This is a genomic window from Pedobacter sp. GR22-6 (genome assembly GCF_037402555.1).
Taxonomy (GTDB): Bacteria; Bacteroidota; Bacteroidia; order Sphingobacteriales; family Sphingobacteriaceae; genus Pedobacter.
In genome coordinates, this window is record NZ_JBBEUC010000001.1 from 154,928 (window position 1) to 172,920 (window position 17,993).

The following is a 17,993-nucleotide window of genomic DNA, read 5'->3' on the forward strand; positions in this document are numbered from 1 at the left end:
AATTAGTTCAAAACGAAGATATTATAGGTCAATACTGTGGCAAAACTCAGCCATAGGATATATGGAATGAACAGTAGTCCGGCGGGCTTATCGATTTTATAAAATACCCAGGCGTTAAAGACCACGACCATCAGCAGGACAACTATTTCAAAGAGGGCTACGCCGATTTGACGGCTGTAAAAGAAGATAAAAGACCAAAGCAAATTCAGGATCAGCTGAATCAGGTAGACTGCAACGGTGCGGGGGAAATGCTGAATCTGATCTTTTTTTTGCCAGATGCGGTAAGCTGCTATAGCAATCAGGATGAAAATGCTGGTCCATACCGGCGGGAAAATCCAGTCCGGAGGGTTGAAAGAAGGTTTGTTGATGGTAACGTACCATGTTTTTACGGATGAAAGGGTAAACCAACTGCCAAGGTACCCCACAAAAAGTGTAATGGCCAGGTTGAGGATGAAGGCTACAGGATTGAATTTAGTGCTGTTCATATTGTTGCTGATGGTATGCTGAAACCGAGGCGTAAAAGTAGCCTTATAAAACGGAAAAACTTTTTTAAATTGCCCTTCCTTAACAAGAAATCCAAATCATACGCCATACCACCACTATCTCTTATGTTTCAGGAAAATATACTTTTCGTCCTCGTACTGCTGTTCGCCATGTTTATGCTCATTATGCTGGCGCAAAAGCTCAAAATATCCTATCCGATCTTCCTGGTACTTGCCGGATTGGCCATAAGCTTCATTCCCGGGATGCCCAAGATAGAGCTGGAGCCAGAACTGATCTTCCTGATCTTTTTACCGCCCTTACTTTATGAGGCGGCCTGGTATACCTCATGGAATGATTTCTGGAAGTGGAGGAGGCCTATCGGGATGCTTGCCTTTGGACTGGTGTTTTTTACCTCTGTCATCATCGCATATGTTTCTTCATCGATGATACCTGGTTTTACGCTGGCGCTGGGTTTTTTACTTGGGGGTATTATTTCTCCGCCCGATGCAGTCGCGGCTACCTCTGTGCTGAAAAACATTAAAATACCTGCGAGGTTCACAAAAGTGCTGGAAGGTGAAAGCCTGATCAATGATGCCTCCAGTTTAATTGTATTCCGCTTTGCTTTAGCGGCAGTTTTGTCCGGGCAGTTTTCCTTTGGCGAAGCTGTAGGCCAGTTTTTTAGTGCGGCAGTTATGGGGGTGCTCATTGGTCTGGCCATTGCCCACGTGATGTATGTCATTCACCGTTTTCTGCCCACCACCCCGAGTATAGATGCGACGCTTACCCTGATGTCTCCCTATTTTATGTACATCGCCGCGGAGCATTTTCATTTTTCAGGTGTCATGGCGGTGGTGAGTGGAGGACTGTTCCTGTCTTACCGCTCACATGAAATCTTTTCGCACAGCAATTCCAGAATACAGACCGTTGGGGTTTGGGCCACCCTGGGATTTGCCCTAAATGGACTGGTTTTCATTCTGATCGGGCTGGAACTCCCTGTAGTGATTGAAGATCTGGGACATTATTCTATAGCCGATGCTGTACGATATGGATTGGTGATCAGTCTGATTACGATCCTGGTGAGGCTGATCTATGTATTTCCAATCGCCTATGTACCGGTATGGCTGGGCAATAAGAAACGCATGGATACCGAAAACCCACTTTGGAAGGGGCCTTTGATTGTTGGCTGGGCAGGCATGAGGGGAGTGGTATCTCTGGCTTCGGCTTTATCTATACCCTTATTGATGAAGGACGGATCTGCTTTTCCACACAGGAACCTGATCCTGTTCATTACATTCATCGTGATATTGGTCACACTGGTCTTTCAGGGACTTACACTGCCCCTGATTATCAAGTGGATCAAGATCAAGGACATTCCTGATTTCCCACCCGAAGGAGAACAAGAGGCGGCGATTAAGTCGAGATTGATGGGCGTTGCGCTCCAAAGGATCAATGAACGCTATGCCAGGGAATCAGCAGAAAACGAACTGGTAGGTTTCCTGAAGCAGCAATTGGAGAATGATATTGCCATCATGAGGCAAAGACTCGATTCACTGGAATGTGTGGATATGGAGAGAGAGGAACTCGAAGTTTACAATAGCGTATTGTTGGATCTGTACGAAGTTCAGCGCCGGGAATTATTTCTGATCCGTAAAGAAAAGCAATTCAGCGATGAGGAAATCCGGCGACAGGAATATCAGCTCGATTTCGATGAAGCCAAGATCATTGCGCCTTCGCACGGATAGAAATATATTCCTATCTTCGGGCCATAAAATCAAATACAAACCAATCAATTATGAGACATTTAGTTGCAGCTTTATTCGTCATCATAGGGAGTACTGCGTTTGCGCAGGATACAGGGCTGTCTAAGCCATCCTCTTCCTATTCCTTTTTTTTAACTTCAAAAGCCAAGCATGGTGCAGCACACCAGTGGAAGATCCAGCAGGCTGGAAAAATTTCGGCAGATGGCGCAGCAATTTCCAGCAGTTCTTTTGCTACTACATCATGGGTCAACGGCGTTGTTCCCGGCACTGTATTGACCAGTCTGGTAGAAAATAAAACCTATCCGGATCCCTACTACGGAGATGTAAACCGGCGGACCAACAATATCATTCCCGATATGGCCGATGCAGGACGTGAGTTTTACCATTACTGGTACAGGACGAATTTTAGCGTTCCTGCCAGCTTTAAAGGTAAACGGACCTGGCTGAAATTACACGGGATCAATTACAAAAGTGAAATCTGGTTCAATGGGAAAAAATTAGGCAGGCTGGAAGGTATGTTTAATACCCGTTCTTTTGACATCACAGATCTGCTCGCAAAGCAGGGACAGAACGTTCTTGCAATCGACATTACACCCGTAGATGTTCCAGGTACCAGTAATACCAAAGGCAATAATGCTACCGGTGCCATTGGTGAAAACAGGAACGGTGGAAACGGGGAAATCGGTAAGAATGTAACCATGCTCATGAGCGTAGGCTGGGACTTTACGCAGCCGGATGGTGTGCGTGACCGAAACACGGGGATTTGGAGAGATATCGAGGTTTATGCGACCGGAGATGTGGTATTGGAGCATCCCTTTACCTATTCTAAACTGCCTCTTCCGGATACAAGTTCTGCCAAACAACAGGTTTCGGTAGAGGTCTACAATGCCAGTTCCAAGGCACAATCGGGACTGGTCAAGGGCTTGATCAAAGAATCTGGCATTACGTTCCAAAAAAATGTGAGCCTTCAGCCCAAAGAGCGGAAAGTTGTGGTTTTTACACCAGAAGCCTATGCCCAGTTGAATTTGAAAAAACCTAAATTATGGTGGCCTTTGAATAAAGGAAACCAATATTTATACACCTTGCAATTGAGTTTCGTAAAAGGAAACGTGGTAAGCCATAGCAAATCTCTGCGTTTCGGTGTGCGTGAGATTACTTCCGATCAGGATACACCTGATAAATCCCGCCGCTTTTTAGTGAACGGTTATCCGGTATTTATCAGGGGAACCAATTGGATTCCGGAAGCCATGTTAAGAAACGACAGAAGCCGTACAGAAGCCGAATTGCGGTATACCAGGCAGTCGGGGCTAAATTTGCTGCGGCTATGGGGTGGTGGTATAGCAGAGTCCGATTACTTCTTTGACAGGTGTGACGAACTGGGATTTTTGGTCTGGAATGAATATTGGCTTACCGGGGATACCCGTTTTCCCAGCGATGAAGCACTTTACCTGGAGAATGTAGCAAGTACGGTGAAACGCATCAGGAACCATGCTTCTTTAGCCTATCATGTTTCTTCCAATGAATCTACAGAAGTAAAAGGTGCTGCGGCGCTGATTAGGGAACTGGATCCAAGCAGAGGTTACCAGATGCAGTCGGAATGTTGTGGCGTACACGACGGAAGTCCGTATAAATATGAAAATCCGATGCAGTATTTTGAAAATACAGCATCAAAAAGAGGGAGTAGGGTCGATGGTTTCAATCCGGAATACGGCACACCTTGTCTTCCTACTGTAGAGTCATTACGGGAGATGATGCCCGCTAAAGACCTATGGCCAATGAATAGATCGGTGTGGGATTATATGGACGGGGGAGGTTTTCACCAGGTAACGACCAAATATACTGATGCGGTCAACCAGTTTGGCACATCTGGTTCGATAGCGGAATTTGCAAAAAAGGCACAATTCGTAGGTGCGCTCAACTTCAGGGCGATCTGGGAGGTATGGAACTATAATAAATTTGGATTTGGAGACCGCTGGGCTTCAGGATTTTTATTCTGGTACCACAACAGTCCGGTGAAGCAGACTGGTAGCAGAATGTACGACTGGAGTCTGGAACCCACAGCTGCTTTGTATTATTCACAGGATGGCCTTGAGCCGCTGCATGCTCAGTTTGATTATTTAAAGAATACGGTTTCGGTCTATAATGACCTTCGTAAATCATTCAAGGCTTACCATGTCTACGCAGAGATTTATGATATCCATTCCAAAAAAATAGCGGTAAAGGACGTTGTGGTCGACATACCGGCTGATGGGCTGGTTAAAGATGCCCTTAAATTGGAATTTCCGGAAAACATTTCACAGGTTCATTTCATTAAGCTGATCTTAAAAGATCAAAGCGGTAAGCAAGTATCGGATTCTTTTTACTGGAGGTCTAAAGACAAATATGAGGGGGCATGGACCTTGACAGGTCCGGCAGTTTCTGGCTTCCAACAGTTGAATGAGCTGAAGAAGGTTGCCTTAAATGTGGATTATACCCAGCAAAAAGGATCTAAGTTATTGGTGAAGGTGCATAACCCTTCTGATGCCATTGCTTTTTTTACCCAAATCAAATTGCAGGACGAAGCAGGTAAAAGCTTGAGGCCGGCATTTTATTCGGATAACTTTTTTAGCCTTTTACCGGGAGAGCATAAGACAATCAGTATAGACTACAGCGGTGTAGCTCCAGGATCCAAACGAATGATTGTAGTAGATGCTTTTAACTCCGGACAGGAAAAAATACTGAAATTACCCTAGTATGGTAATTTATTTGTAGCGTTTGGTCCAGTTGATACGTATTGTTTCTAAAACAGATCGATTATGAAAAAGACATTACTATTGTTGCTATTTGCCGCTTTAATGGGCTCATGTAAAGAGGAAAACCAGGACTGTGAAAATAAGATTTGCACAGAAGTTTTTACCTCGGTAACCATTCAGTTTGTGGACAATAAGGGTGAAGCGGCAGAGTTGAAAAGTTACAGTGTGGTCAATGAAAGGACCGGGGAGGTTTTGAAGTCTTCCTTAAGTGCCACTGTAAACCTGATTAAGGGAACTTATATCGTGGCAGACGATGGTCATTTGCTGAACCTGTCCAATGATGGCGATCAACTAAAAGTGACCGGAACCTCAATGGAAACCAACCAGACTAAATCTGCTTCGGTAAAAATCAGGGGTGGAAAGTGTGCCTGTCACATAGAAAAGGTATCCGGTGCGAGCCAGATCCAATTTGATTGATCACAGGTTTATTACAGGCTCAGCAGGATAGTGCATGATGCCGGTTTAAAATATATTGCGGATACTAGTAGAATCCGAATATATTTAAAACATGATACAAATATCTAAAAAACGATTTGCTAAAAGGTTAGTGCAATTGACAGTGTGTTTGCTGTCAATTGCATTTTCTACATCGCTTTCAGCTCAGAAGCTGAGTCTTTACGATCTGAAAGTTGAATATCAGGACAACCCGCTCAGTGTGGAAACGCAAAGCCCAAGGTTCAGCTGGAAACTCAATACTTCGACCAAAAACACACTGCAGCAATCTTATGAAATCAGGGTTGGACTAGATGCAAAGGCGCTGGCATCAGGTAAAAAAATACTTTGGAAGGATTCAAAAAATACTGATCAGTCTGTGCATATCAATTATACCGGTCCGGTACTGGAGTCGAGAACCCGGTATTTCTGGCAGCTGAGGATAAAGGACAATCATGGTAATACAGCTGGCTGGACAGCGGTTAAATTCTGGCAGATGGGCATAAAGGCAGAGGATTGGACAGCACAATGGATTTCGGTACCTGGGAAAGATACCTCCGATCGAAGCCCTATATTTAGAAAAGAATTTACGGTGGCCAAAAAGGTACAGCAGGCCCTGGTTTATGTTACCGCTAAAGGATTGTATGAAGCTGCGATTAACGGGCAACGCGTTAGCGACAGTTATTTTGCACCTGGCTGGACGAGTTATAAAAAACGATTGCAGTTTCAGACTTATGACGTGACTGCGGCCATCAAAAAGGGCAGCAATGCAATTGGTGTAAGCCTTGGCGATGGCTGGTATACCGGCCATATCGGATTTGGACACCAGCATAATTTTTATGGCGATACCCGAGCCCTATTGCTGCAAATTGAACTGACTTTTACAGATGGTACAAAACAAGTTATTCAGACTGACGAGAGCTGGAAGACCAGTTATGGACCAATTCTTTCCTCAGATATTTATAATGGAGAAATTTACGATTCGAGATTAGAACGTACCGGGTGGAATAATACTGGTTACCAGGAAGATACCTCATGGCTTCCGGTTAAAGTACTTCCCGATGGGAAATCAGAGCTGGTGAGCATGACTGGCCCGCCGGTGACCATGCATGAACGTTTAAAAGTGATCAAGCTGATCAAAACCCCTAAAGGAGAAACAGTAGTCGATTTTGGTCAGAACCTGGTGGGCTGGGTAAGGATGAAAATAAAAGGACCTGCGGGAACGAAGATCACGATGAGCCATGCCGAAGTACTGGATAAAGCAGGTAATTTCTACACGACAAACCTGAGGAGCGCCAGGGCACAGAATATTTACATCCTGAATGGTACCGATCAGGTTTTTGAACCACATTTTAGCTTTCAAGGTTTCAGATATGTGAAATTGGAGGGATATCCAGGGCAGGTAGATACTGCCGGACTCACAGCGATCGTATTGCATTCAGATATGAAGCAGACCGGTACATTTACAACATCCAACCCTCTGATCAATCAGTTACAGCACAATATTCAGTGGGGACAAAAGGGTAATTTCCTGGATGTACCCACAGACTGTCCCCAGCGGGATGAGCGCCTGGGCTGGACAGGTGATGCTCAGGCATTTTACCGTACCGCTGCTTACAATATGGATGTGGCAGGTTTCTTTACCAAATGGCTCAAGGACGTCAAAGCCGAACAGTTTCAGAATGGCAGCATCCCTCACGTCATTCCGAATGTAATCGGCAGTGGGGAAGCAGGGTCCAGTGGCTGGTCAGACGTTTCCACTATTGTTCCCTGGGATATGTATGTCGCTTATGGGGACCAGCGGATACTGGAAGAACAATACAACAGTATGAAGGCCTGGGTGAACTACATCAAAGGCACCAGCAGGAACGGGTTATGGAACAGCGGGAGGCATTTTGGTGACTGGCTATTCTATGGACCCGATGATGATACAGATGGAAGGGCTGCAGTAACTGACAAATTCCTGATTGCCCAGACCTTTTATGCCCATTCTACGCAGTTGCTGATCAATGCAGCGAAGGTTTTAGGAAAGCAGGAGGACGTAGCTGAATACACTAAATTACTGGGGGACATCAAATCTGCTTTTGTAAAAGAATACCTGACTGGAAATGGCCGATTGGTTTCCGGTACCCAGACTGCTTATGTATTGGCATTACAATTCGATATGCTACCGGAAGAACTAAGGGCACAGGCTGCACAACGTCTGGTAGATAATGTGAGAAGTTATGGCAATCACCTCACTACCGGCTTTCTGGGAACGCCTTACCTTTGTCATGTATTGAGTCGCTTTGGACATACCAATGTCGCCTATGATCTGTTGTTGCAGGAAAGTTACCCATCCTGGCTGTATCCCGTAAAAATGGGGGCTACAACCATTTGGGAGCGTTGGGATGGCATCAAACCAGACGGCAGTTTTCAGACCGAATCGATGAATTCTTTCAACCACTATGCATACGGTGCTATAGGCGATTGGATGTACCGTACGATGACCGGGATCCAATCCGATGAGTCGGCCGTTGGTTATAAGAAAATCATCATAAAACCACAGCCCGGAGGAAAGATCAGCCATGCAGCGGCAGAATTGATGACGAGCTATGGTCTTGTGAAGTCGTCCTGGAAAATTGAAAATGGATTGTTTAAACTGGATGTGGTCATTCCGGCAAATACCCAGGCTACCGTCATTCTTCCAGATGGAAAAACGGAGCAGTCAGGTTCAGGAACATACCATTTTGAAAGCAAAATATAACACACACAAACACGAACATACTAATGAATTTTAACTTATTACGAAGGACTTCTTTAGGCCTGCTGCTGGGGATATTATGCGGAAGCATAGGAGCTTCTGCTGCGGAACCTACCAAGCCGGTATCACTTCAATGTGAACATTTGGTCAACCCGATAGGTTTGGATAACCCCTCGCCGAGACTATCCTGGAAGATGATGGATAGCCGCAAAGCCGCGAGACAGACCGCATACAGACTGATTGTAGGCAAGGATTCCATTGCTGTCACTAAAAGAAAAGGTGAAGCCTGGGATAGCGGAAAGCTCCTTTCAGGTTCCAGTTTGGTCAACTATCAGGGAAAGCCACTTGAAGCCTTTAGCAAATACTATTGGCTGTTGGAAGTATGGGATAAGGATGGAAAGCCAATGCCCACTGCTGTTGCCAGTTTTGAAACCGGAATGATGAAGATGGACAATTGGAAGGGAAGCTGGATCAGTGATGGGAAGAGCATCGATGACAGGTCGGCCCCTTATTTCCGTAAGCGCTTTTCTGCTGCAAAGAAAATAAAATCTGCCCGGGCTTATGTGGCGGTAGCAGGTCTGTATGAGCTTTACCTCAATGGAAAAAAGGTTGGAGACCATCGTTTGGACCCAATGTATACGCGTTTTGACAGGCGCACGCTGTACGTGACCTATGATGTGACAGGTTACCTGCAAAATGGGCAAAATGCTGTAGGTATATTGTTGGGAAACGGCTGGTATAACCACCAGTCGATCGCAGTCTGGAACTTTGACAGGGCACCCTGGAGGGCCAGGCCAACTTTCTGTATGGACCTGCGCATCAGTTATACAGATGGCAGCACTGAGTTGGTCAGGTCCGGAACCGACTGGAAAACCTCAGCTAGTCCGCTGACCCTGAACAGCATTTATACTGGTGAACACTATGACGCAAGGCTTGCCCAGAAGGGTTGGGATACTCCCGGTTTTGATGATGGCAACTGGCAGTCCTCCGTGTCCAGAACAGCACCATCCAATAATATCGTAAGCCAACTGATGCACCCGATCCGGAATGTTCAAACCCTTGCCGTAAAATCAGTAAAGAAGATCAATGATACAACTTATCTGTTTGATCTGGGGCAGAATATCGCCGGTGTTACCAGGATAAGGCTAAAAGGAGAACGGGGAACTGTGCTCCGCATTAAACATGGAGAACGCTTATATGACAATGGCCGGCTGGACCTTTCCAATATTGATGTGTACTACCGTCCTAAAGATAAGAGCGATCCCTTTGGTACGGATATTTTTACCCTGAACGGGGAGGGAGTGGAAGAATTCATGCCTAAGTTCAATTACAAAGGTTTTCAGTATGTAGAAGTGAGCAGTAGCAAGCCAGTCGAGCTGAACAAAGAGAGTATTACCGGTTACTTTATGCATAGTGACGTTCCTGCCGTAGGTAAGCTCAATTCCTCCAATGAGCTGATCAACCGCTTATGGTGGGCAACTAATAACTCCTATCTTTCTAACCTGTATGGCTACCCTACGGATTGTCCTCAACGTGAAAAGAACGGCTGGACAGGGGATGGTCATTTCGCAATTGAAACCGGACTGTACAATTACGACGGAATTACGGTATACGAAAAATGGCTGGCAGACCACCGGGACGAGCAGCGCCCTAATGGTGTTTTACCAGATATTATTCCGACTGGAGGATGGGGTTACGGTACTGCAAATGGAACCGACTGGACGAGCACCATTGCCATTATTCCATGGGAAATTTACCAGTTTTACGGAGATAGCAAGCTGTTATTTGACAGTTATGGCAGTATCAAGAAATATGTGGACTATGTGAACAGCATCAGCAAAGGTTATCTGACGACTTTCGGAAGGGGGGATTGGGTACCTGTGAAGTCCCAGTCTTCGCTGGAATATACCTCTTCCGTTTACTTTTATGTAGATGCAGTGATTTTAACCAAAGCTGCAAAGCTCTTTGGGAAACCAGAGGATGAGGCCTACTATCGGGATCTCGCAGAGAAGATCAAAAAAGCGATTAATGACAAATACCTGAATAGAGAGACTGGCATTTATGGTTCTGGTGTACAGACCGAACTGAGCGTCGCACTGCAATGGGGTATTGCACCTGAAGAGTTGAAAGCAAAGATCGCGGATAACCTGGCTAAGCGTGTTGCTGCCGATGGCATGCACCTTGACGTAGGCGTTCTTGGGGCGAAAGCGATTCTAAATGCGCTTAGTGACAATGGTCAGGCCGAAACGGCCTATAGGCTCGCCGCTCAGGATACTTATCCTTCCTGGGGATGGTGGATTGTAAACGGTGCAACCACACTCTATGAAAACTGGAACATTAAGGCAGAAAGGGATATTTCTCTGAACCATATGATGTTTGGTGAAATCGGAGGCTGGTTCTTCAAAGGGTTGGGCGGTATTAAACCTGATGAGCAACAGCCCGGTTTTAAGAACGTGATCCTGAAACCCAATTTTGTGAGTGGACTGAACCATTTTGAAGCCAGTCACGATGGACCCTATGGCGTTATTTCTTCTGCCTGGAAACGGTCGGGAAATACGGTAATCTACGAGGTCGTGGTTCCTGCGAATTCTACAGCTACAGTGATATTGCCATTGCCAGAAGGTAAAAAAGCTTATCAGTACGGGAAATCGATCGGTATCAAAACGGAAATAAAAGCGGGGAAATATCAGTTTGAAATTAAATGATTCCTAAATTTTGTACCTTCATCATCACAAAACGATGAAGGTACCTGATTTTTTTGATTTTATACACGTAGACGAGTATTCGGCAACGCCCAAATACTTGCAGCTTTCCAATGCGATCATCCAGGCAGTAGAGCAGGGGACACTAAAGAAGGAAAGCCTTCTGCCCTCGATCAACGAACTGAGTTATAAGCTCGACATTTCAAGGGATACCGCGGAGAAAGGATACAAATACCTGAAGAACATCGGGGTGATCAATTCTGTGCCTGGTAAAGGGTATTATATATCGAACATTGATTTCAAAAGGAAGCTAAAGATATTCCTGCTTTTTAATAAGTTAAGTGCCCACAAGAAAATCGTCTATGATGCTTTTATCGCTGCCTTAGGTGACGATGTGTCTGTGGACTTCTATATTTACAATAATGATTTTACTTTATTCAAGCGTTTCCTGACCAACAGAAAGGAAGATTATTCTCATTATGTAATCATTCCTCATTTTATAGAGGGAGAGGAACAAGCAAGGGATATTATCAATGCTTTGCCAAAAGAAAAGCTCATTCTATTAGACAAGAAAATTCCAGGCATTGATGGAATGTATGCCGCGGCCTATGAGAATTTTGAACAGAATATCTATGATGCTCTGGAGCAGGCAAGGACTCATCTGAGTAAGTACCACACCTTAAAGATCATTTTTCCGAAGCTCAGTTATTTTCCCAAGGAGATATTGGATGGCTTTCACCGCTTTTGCCAGCAGTATGCTTTTACGCCTAAAATCGTGAGCAATATCTTAGATGAACCCATCAACCAGGGGGAAGTGTTCATCAATTTGATGGAAGACGATTTGGTCATCCTCTTAGAAAGACTGATTGGTATGGAATATAAGATTGGCAAAGATGTAGGAGTGATTTCATACAATGAAACCCCATTGAAGAAGATCATTCTTAACGGCATTACTACCATATCTACAGACTTCAGGTTTATGGGGACTGTCGCGGCTCAGTTAATTCTGGAGCATTCGACCAAACATGTTGAGGTACCTTTCTATTACACCAAACGCGCATCTATCTAAATAAATTTGAAATTTATGGCCTCTATCATGATAGTACATGACAGTTGGGCATAAGTTCTTGTATAAATTAGGAGAATTATAAACCAAATATAATAACTCACATTTATGCAGGCCATTTTCGGGATCATTTTTCATTTTATAGGAGGGTTTGCCTCCGGTAGTTTTTATATACCCTATAAAAAGGTAAGAGGCTGGTCCTGGGAAAGCTATTGGATTGTAGGCGGGATTTTCTCCTGGCTAATTGTTCCGCCCCTGGCTGCTTATCTGACGATCCCAAACTTTACTGCGATCATCACAGCTGCCGAGGGAAATACCATAGGTCTGGCTTATTTCTTTGGCGTATTGTGGGGAGTAGGTGGACTGACTTACGGACTCGGGGTCCGTTACCTTGGCGTTTCCCTGGGAAGCAGTATCATATTGGGGCTCTGCATGGTTCTGGGATCCATATTGCCTTCTATTTATTTCGATATTTTTCCGCAAGCCGGAAAGGATACTTTTACCATGTTTCTGCAGACAGATTGGGGACGCATGGTGATGTTAGGCCTGTTTGTCTGTGTGCTGGGCATCATTATCTGTGGTAAAGCGGGCATGATGAAAGAAAAGGAAATCAAGGCTGACATTACAGATCCGCACGGGCTGACGGTAAAGACAGAATATAAATTTGGCCTGGGCCTGTTTGTGGGAATTGTTTCGGGTGTACTGAGTGCCTGTTTCAATTTCGGTATAGAAGCAGGTAAACCTATGGCGGATGCAGCAAATGCCATATGGAAGGCCGCAAATCCCGGGGAGAGCGGGAACTTTTTGTTTTCAAATAACGTGACGTATATCATTGTACTGTGGGGTGGGCTGACCACCAACTTTATCTGGTGTATGATTCTGAATGCGAGAAACAAAACGTTCGGTGATTACACCAATGCTGCTACACCATTGTTGAAAAACTACGCGTTTTCTGCACTGGCGGGTACTACCTGGTTCCTTCAGTTCTTTTTCTATGGAATGGGCGAAAGTAAAATGGGAAATGGTGCCAGTTCCTGGATTCTGCATATGGCTTTCATCATCTTAATCGCAAACGTTTGGGGTCTTATACTAAAGGAATGGAAAGGGGTGTCTAAAAAGACCCTGGTCACGGTATTGGTGGGAATCCTGACCATTATCTTGTCTGTCCTTATTGTTGGTTACGGGAACTCAATTAAAGCTTAAATCTTAAAAAAATAAATAAAATACTATAATGTCAATCGAAACGAAAAGTTATAATCACGTCAGCTATTTGTGGAATGAAGAGGAAGCCGCGAAATTGGCCGGGGACGAAGTTGCGTTACTCATTTACCGTTCTAATTTGCTGGGCGCAGATTTGCGCTTAACCAACTATGGCGGTGGAAATACCTCTTGTAAATTGATGGAAAAAGATCCCCTGACCGGACTGGAAACTGAAGTCATGTGGGTTAAGGGTTCAGGTGGTGATTTAGGTACATTGAAGAAAAGTGGTCTGGCCGCACTTTATGTGGATCGCCTGCGCAGTCTTAAGAACATCTACCGTGGTGTAGCACATGAGGACGAGATGGTAGAATTGTTCAATCATTGCATCTTTGATCTGAGCTCTAAAGCACCCTCTATTGATACGCCTTTACATGGCTTCCTGCCATTTAAACATATCGATCACTTGCATCCCGATGCGGCTATTGCCATAGCTGCGGCGAAAGATGGAAAAAAAATCACCCAGGAACTTTTTGGCGGTACGATCGGTTGGGTAGAATGGAAAAAGCCCGGATTTGAACTTGGCTTACAATTGAAGCAATGTCTGGATGAAAATCCAGGTATCCGTGGCATTATGCTGGGCTCCCATGGTTTGTTTACCTGGGGAGATACCGCTTATGAAAGTTACCTGAATACTTTGGATGTCATTGAAATCTGTTCGGAATACCTCGCCCAGAACTATGGTAAAAAAGGTCCTGTTTTTGGTGGACAGAAGATAGAAAGTGCCGATGCAGCAACACGCAAAAAACAAGCCGCTACCTTAGCGCCGGTGTTGCGTGGACTGTGTTCTTCAAAGCAACACATGATCGGACATTTTACAGATGATGCACGTGTTCTGGAGTTCACGAACTCAAATGACCTTTTCCGTCTTGCACCAATGGGTACAAGTTGCCCTGACCATTTCCTGAGGACCAAAATCAGTCCACTGGTTTTGGATCTCGAAACTGATGCCGACTTATCGGATACCAAAGCCATTAAGTCTGCCTTGCTTCCAGCATTTGAAGCTTACAGGGAAATGTACACCGCTTATTATGAAAACTGTAAGCATCCGAACAGTCCGACGATCAGGGATAACAACCCTGTAGTGATCTTATATCCGGGAATAGGGATGTTTACCTTTTCCAAAGACAAACAGACTGCAAGGGTTGCTGCAGAATTTTACATCAATGCCATCAACGTCATGAAAGGCGCTGAAGCCATCTCTGAATATACATCTTTACCGCATCAGGAGGCTTTCAATATTGAATACTGGTTGTTGGAGGAGGCTAAATTACAGCGCATGCCTAAGCCAAAACCACTGACCGGGAAAATTGCACTGATCACAGGAAGTGCGGGTGGCATAGGTAAGGCCATAGCGAAAAAATTCATTGCAGAAGGTGCAGTGGTTGTCTTAAATGATATGAATGCTGAACGTTTAACGGAAGCAGGAGCTGAGTTTGAGCAACAATTCGGGAAGGATGCTTATAGTACAGCAGTATTGAACGTCACGAGTCAGGAAGAGATAGATCATGCATTTGATGCTGCAGCACTTGCCTTTGGAGGGATTGATATTGTGGTCAACAATGCAGGTCTTTCCATTTCCAAAACCATTGCTGACCATACTGAGAAGGATTGGGATCTTTTATATGATGTGTTGGTAAAAGGGCAGTTCTTTGTAACCCAAGCCGCAACAGCAGTGATGCGGAAGCAGGATATCGGTGGAGATATACTCAATATTGTGAGTAAGAATGCATTGGTCAGTGGTCCGAATAACGCAGGTTATGGTAGTGCCAAGTCAGCACAGTTGCATTTGAGCAGATTGAATGCAGCAGAATTGGGTACTGACAGTATCCGCGTCAACGTGGTCAATCCAGATGCGGTGATCAGCGACAGTAATATCTGGGCTGGTGGCTGGGCAGAAGGTCGTGCTAAAGCATATGGGATTACAGTAGAAGAGTTGCCCGCTTATTATGCAAAGCGTACCTTGCTAAATGAAATCATCCTGCCTGAAGATATCGCCAATGCCTGCTTTGCATTCGCCGGGGGGCTTTTGAATAAGTCGACAGGTAATGTATTGAATGTGGACGGAGGCGTAGCAACAGCTTTTGTCCGTTAACCAAAATATAAACAACATGAAGTTAGAGAATTATCATATAGAATCGCACAATACGGATCTTTTACCAAAACACCAGCGCAAGCTCGCTGTTACGAAGGATGAAGTTTCCAATGCTGAAGAAATCATACAGAAACTGATTGATTTCCAGATCGGCATACCAAGCTGGGCTCTCGGAACGGGGGGAACCCGCTTTGGACGTTTTTCTTCAGGAGGCGAGCCGCGCAATATTGAAGAAAAGATAGAAGACATTGGTTTGTTGCACAAACTAAATGCCGCGAGTGGAACAATCTCTCTGCATATTCCATGGGATACGGCCGAAAATGTTCCGGCGATCAAGGCATTGGTAGCCCAGCATGGGCTGGGTTTTGATGCGATGAATTCCAATACCTTTCAGGATCAGCAAAACCAGGAGTACAGTTATAAGTTTGGCTCCCTGCAACATGTAAACAAAGCCGTTCGTAAACAAGCGATTGAGCACAATATTGAGGTCATTCGTCAAGGCGTGGAGCTGGGTTCCAAAGCCTTAACGGTTTGGCTGGCAGACGGATCCTGCTTTCCTGGGCAATTGAATTTCAGAACTGCATTTCAGAATACTTTGGAAAGTCTGCAGGAGATCTATGCTTCACTTCCGGCCGACTGGAAGGTCTTTGTAGAGTACAAGGCTTTCGAACCGAATTTCTATTCCACCACTGTAGGAGACTGGGGACAGTCACTATTGTATGCCAATAAGTTAGGCCCAAAAGCTTTTACGCTGGTTGATCTTGGTCACCATTTACCTAACGCCAACATCGAGCAAATCGTCGCGCTGCTGCTGATGGAAGGAAAGCTCGGTGGCTTTCATTTCAATGATTCCAAATACGGGGATGATGATTTGACTGCAGGTAGCATGAAGCCTTACCAACTGTTCCTGATTTTTAATGAACTGGTGGAAGGTATGGATGCAAGGGGCATGAACCACAGAGAGGATCTGGGTTGGATGATCGACGCTTCCCATAATGTGAAAGACCCACTTGAAGACCTATTGCAGTCTGTGGAGGCAATTATGTTGGCTTATGCACAGGCTTTATCTGTAGACCGGGAGTCTTTGAAGCAGGCCCAGGCCAATAATGATGTGGTGCGTGCCCAGGAAATCCTTCAACAGGCATTCCGTACAGATCTTCGCGCCCTGGTAGCAGAAGCACGTTTGCGTGCAGGTGCTGCCTTAGCACCATTGCAACTGTTCAGAACACTGAACGTAAGAAAGGAATTGATCAGCAGTCGTGGCTTAAAAACTGTAGCAACAGGTTTGTAATAAAGTGGAGATGATGAAAGCAATTCCGGTTATCGCGATTTTTGACGTAGGTAAAACCAACAAGAAACTATTTCTGTTCGATGAAAATTACAGGATCGTATTTGAAAGGTCTGCACGATTTACGGAGACAGAAGATGAGGATGGTGATCCATGCGAGAATTTAGAGAGCTTGAGGCTTTCTGTCTTTGATTCATTGAGAGAAGTTTTTAAGAATCCTCAGTTTGAGATCAAGGCCATCAATTTCGCGACTTACGGAGCTAGCTTTGTTTACATTGATAAGGAGGGAAAACCTTTGACTCCCCTATACAATTATCTGAAAGCGTACCCGGATGCGCTAAAGGAACAATTTTATAAACAATATGGTGGAGAATATACCTTAAGTAAAGAAACAGCTTCACCCGTTTTGGGAAGCCTGAATTCCGGGATGCAGATTTACCGGTTGAAGTATGAAAAACCGGGGCTCTTTGCTGACATACAATACGCTTTACACCTGCCTCAATACCTGAGTTACCTGATTTCAGGGGAGGCTTATTCCGACATTACCAGTATTGGATGTCATACTCATTTATGGGATTTTAACCGGCATGACTACCACCATTGGGTCAGAGCGGAGGGGATTGACAAAAAATTGGCTCCTGTCATTGGCTCAGATCAGGTCGTGCCGGCTGCATTTCCAGGTAATAATTATGCGGTCGGTGCCGGACTCCACGATAGTTCTGCAGCACTGATCCCTTACCTGGTTAGTTTCCATGAACCCTTTGTCTTGTTGTCGACCGGAACTTGGAGCATTAGTTTAAATCCATTTAATGCTGAGGCACTGACTGAAGAGGAACTGAAACAGGATTGCTTATGTTATCTGGAATATCAGGGAAGACCAGTAAAGGCATCCCGGCTTTTTTCGGGATATGAACATGAGCAGGAAGTGAAGCGGATTGCAACGCATTTCAATACAGATGCCTTCAATTACCGCAATATCGCTTATGATCCCTCCGTTATAGCCGCACTTTCAAAAAAGGAAAAGGCAGACAGCTTTTCTGAACGGGATCTGAATGAATATGCAGATGATGTTGCAGCTTATCACCAGTTGATACAAGATCTTGTCGCACAGCAATTGGTAGCCACCAACCTGGTATTGAAAGGAACTGCCGTAAAAAGGATATTTGTAGACGGAGGATTCAGTAAGAATATCATTTTCATGAATCTGCTGGCAGCAGCATTTCCTGGCTTGGAGGTTTTTGCAGCCCATATGGCACAGGCAACGGCTGTAGGAGCAGCATTAGCGATCCACAGTGCCTGGAATACCAAGACACTCCCAAATGACATTATCGCCCTGAAATACTATTCCACACTTCATCCCCAGCATTCCTGATGT

At 44.9% G+C, this 17,993-nt stretch carries 11 protein-coding genes; 10 read left to right on the plus strand and 1 reads right to left on the minus strand.

Annotated elements, in window-relative coordinates; all coding sequences use genetic code 11:
• Positions 1-2: 2 nt before the first annotated feature.
• Positions 3-485, minus strand: a complete 483-nt coding sequence (locus WAE59_RS00635; RefSeq protein ID WP_337853984.1) for a TspO/MBR family protein — start codon at positions 483-485, stop codon at positions 3-5.
• 123 nt (positions 486-608) lie between these two features.
• Here WAE59_RS00635 and WAE59_RS00640 point away from each other — a divergent pair, with 123 nt between their 5' ends.
• The 10 genes from WAE59_RS00640 to WAE59_RS00685 all read left to right on the plus strand — a co-directional run bounded on the left by WAE59_RS00640 (position 609) and on the right by WAE59_RS00685 (position 17,990).
• A complete protein-coding gene (locus tag WAE59_RS00640) occupies positions 609-2,225 on the plus strand; it encodes a Na+/H+ antiporter (RefSeq protein ID WP_337853985.1) in 1,617 nt (538 codons plus the stop codon).
• A 50-nt stretch (positions 2,226-2,275) separates the two neighbouring features.
• The gene (locus tag WAE59_RS00645; protein ID WP_337853986.1) at positions 2,276-4,975 is read left to right on the plus strand and encodes a glycoside hydrolase family 2 protein; all 2,700 of its coding nucleotides are present in this window, start codon (positions 2,276-2,278) and stop codon (positions 4,973-4,975) included.
• Positions 4,976-5,038: 63 nt separating this feature from the next.
• Positions 5,039-5,452 (plus strand): hypothetical protein, encoded by a 414-nt coding sequence (locus tag WAE59_RS00650; protein WP_337853987.1) that lies wholly within the window; start codon positions 5,039-5,041, stop codon positions 5,450-5,452.
• A 91-nt stretch (positions 5,453-5,543) separates the two neighbouring features.
• Entirely contained in the window at positions 5,544-8,213 is a 2,670-nt protein-coding gene (locus WAE59_RS00655) for a glycoside hydrolase family 78 protein (protein WP_337853988.1), read from the plus strand.
• A gap of 23 nt (positions 8,214-8,236) precedes the next feature.
• Complete coding sequence (locus WAE59_RS00660; RefSeq protein WP_337853989.1) at positions 8,237-10,915, plus strand: glycoside hydrolase family 78 protein; 2,679 nt, start codon at positions 8,237-8,239, stop codon at positions 10,913-10,915.
• Between the two features lie 34 nt (positions 10,916-10,949).
• On the plus strand, positions 10,950-11,981 hold the full coding sequence (locus WAE59_RS00665) for a GntR family transcriptional regulator (protein WP_337853990.1): 1,032 nt from the start codon (positions 10,950-10,952) through the stop codon (positions 11,979-11,981).
• 105 nt (positions 11,982-12,086) lie between these two features.
• Complete coding sequence (rhaT, locus tag WAE59_RS00670) at positions 12,087-13,181, plus strand: L-rhamnose/proton symporter RhaT (protein WP_337853991.1); 1,095 nt, start codon at positions 12,087-12,089, stop codon at positions 13,179-13,181.
• 28 nt (positions 13,182-13,209) lie between these two features.
• On the plus strand, positions 13,210-15,330 hold the full coding sequence (locus tag WAE59_RS00675) for a bifunctional aldolase/short-chain dehydrogenase (RefSeq protein ID WP_337853992.1): 2,121 nt from the start codon (positions 13,210-13,212) through the stop codon (positions 15,328-15,330).
• Positions 15,331-15,346: 16 nt separating this feature from the next.
• The gene (locus WAE59_RS00680; protein WP_337853993.1) at positions 15,347-16,621 is read left to right on the plus strand and encodes a TIM barrel protein; all 1,275 of its coding nucleotides are present in this window, start codon (positions 15,347-15,349) and stop codon (positions 16,619-16,621) included.
• A 13-nt stretch (positions 16,622-16,634) separates the two neighbouring features.
• Positions 16,635-17,990 (plus strand): FGGY-family carbohydrate kinase, encoded by a 1,356-nt coding sequence (locus WAE59_RS00685; RefSeq protein ID WP_337855350.1) that lies wholly within the window; start codon positions 16,635-16,637, stop codon positions 17,988-17,990.
• Positions 17,991-17,993 lie beyond the last annotated feature (3 nt).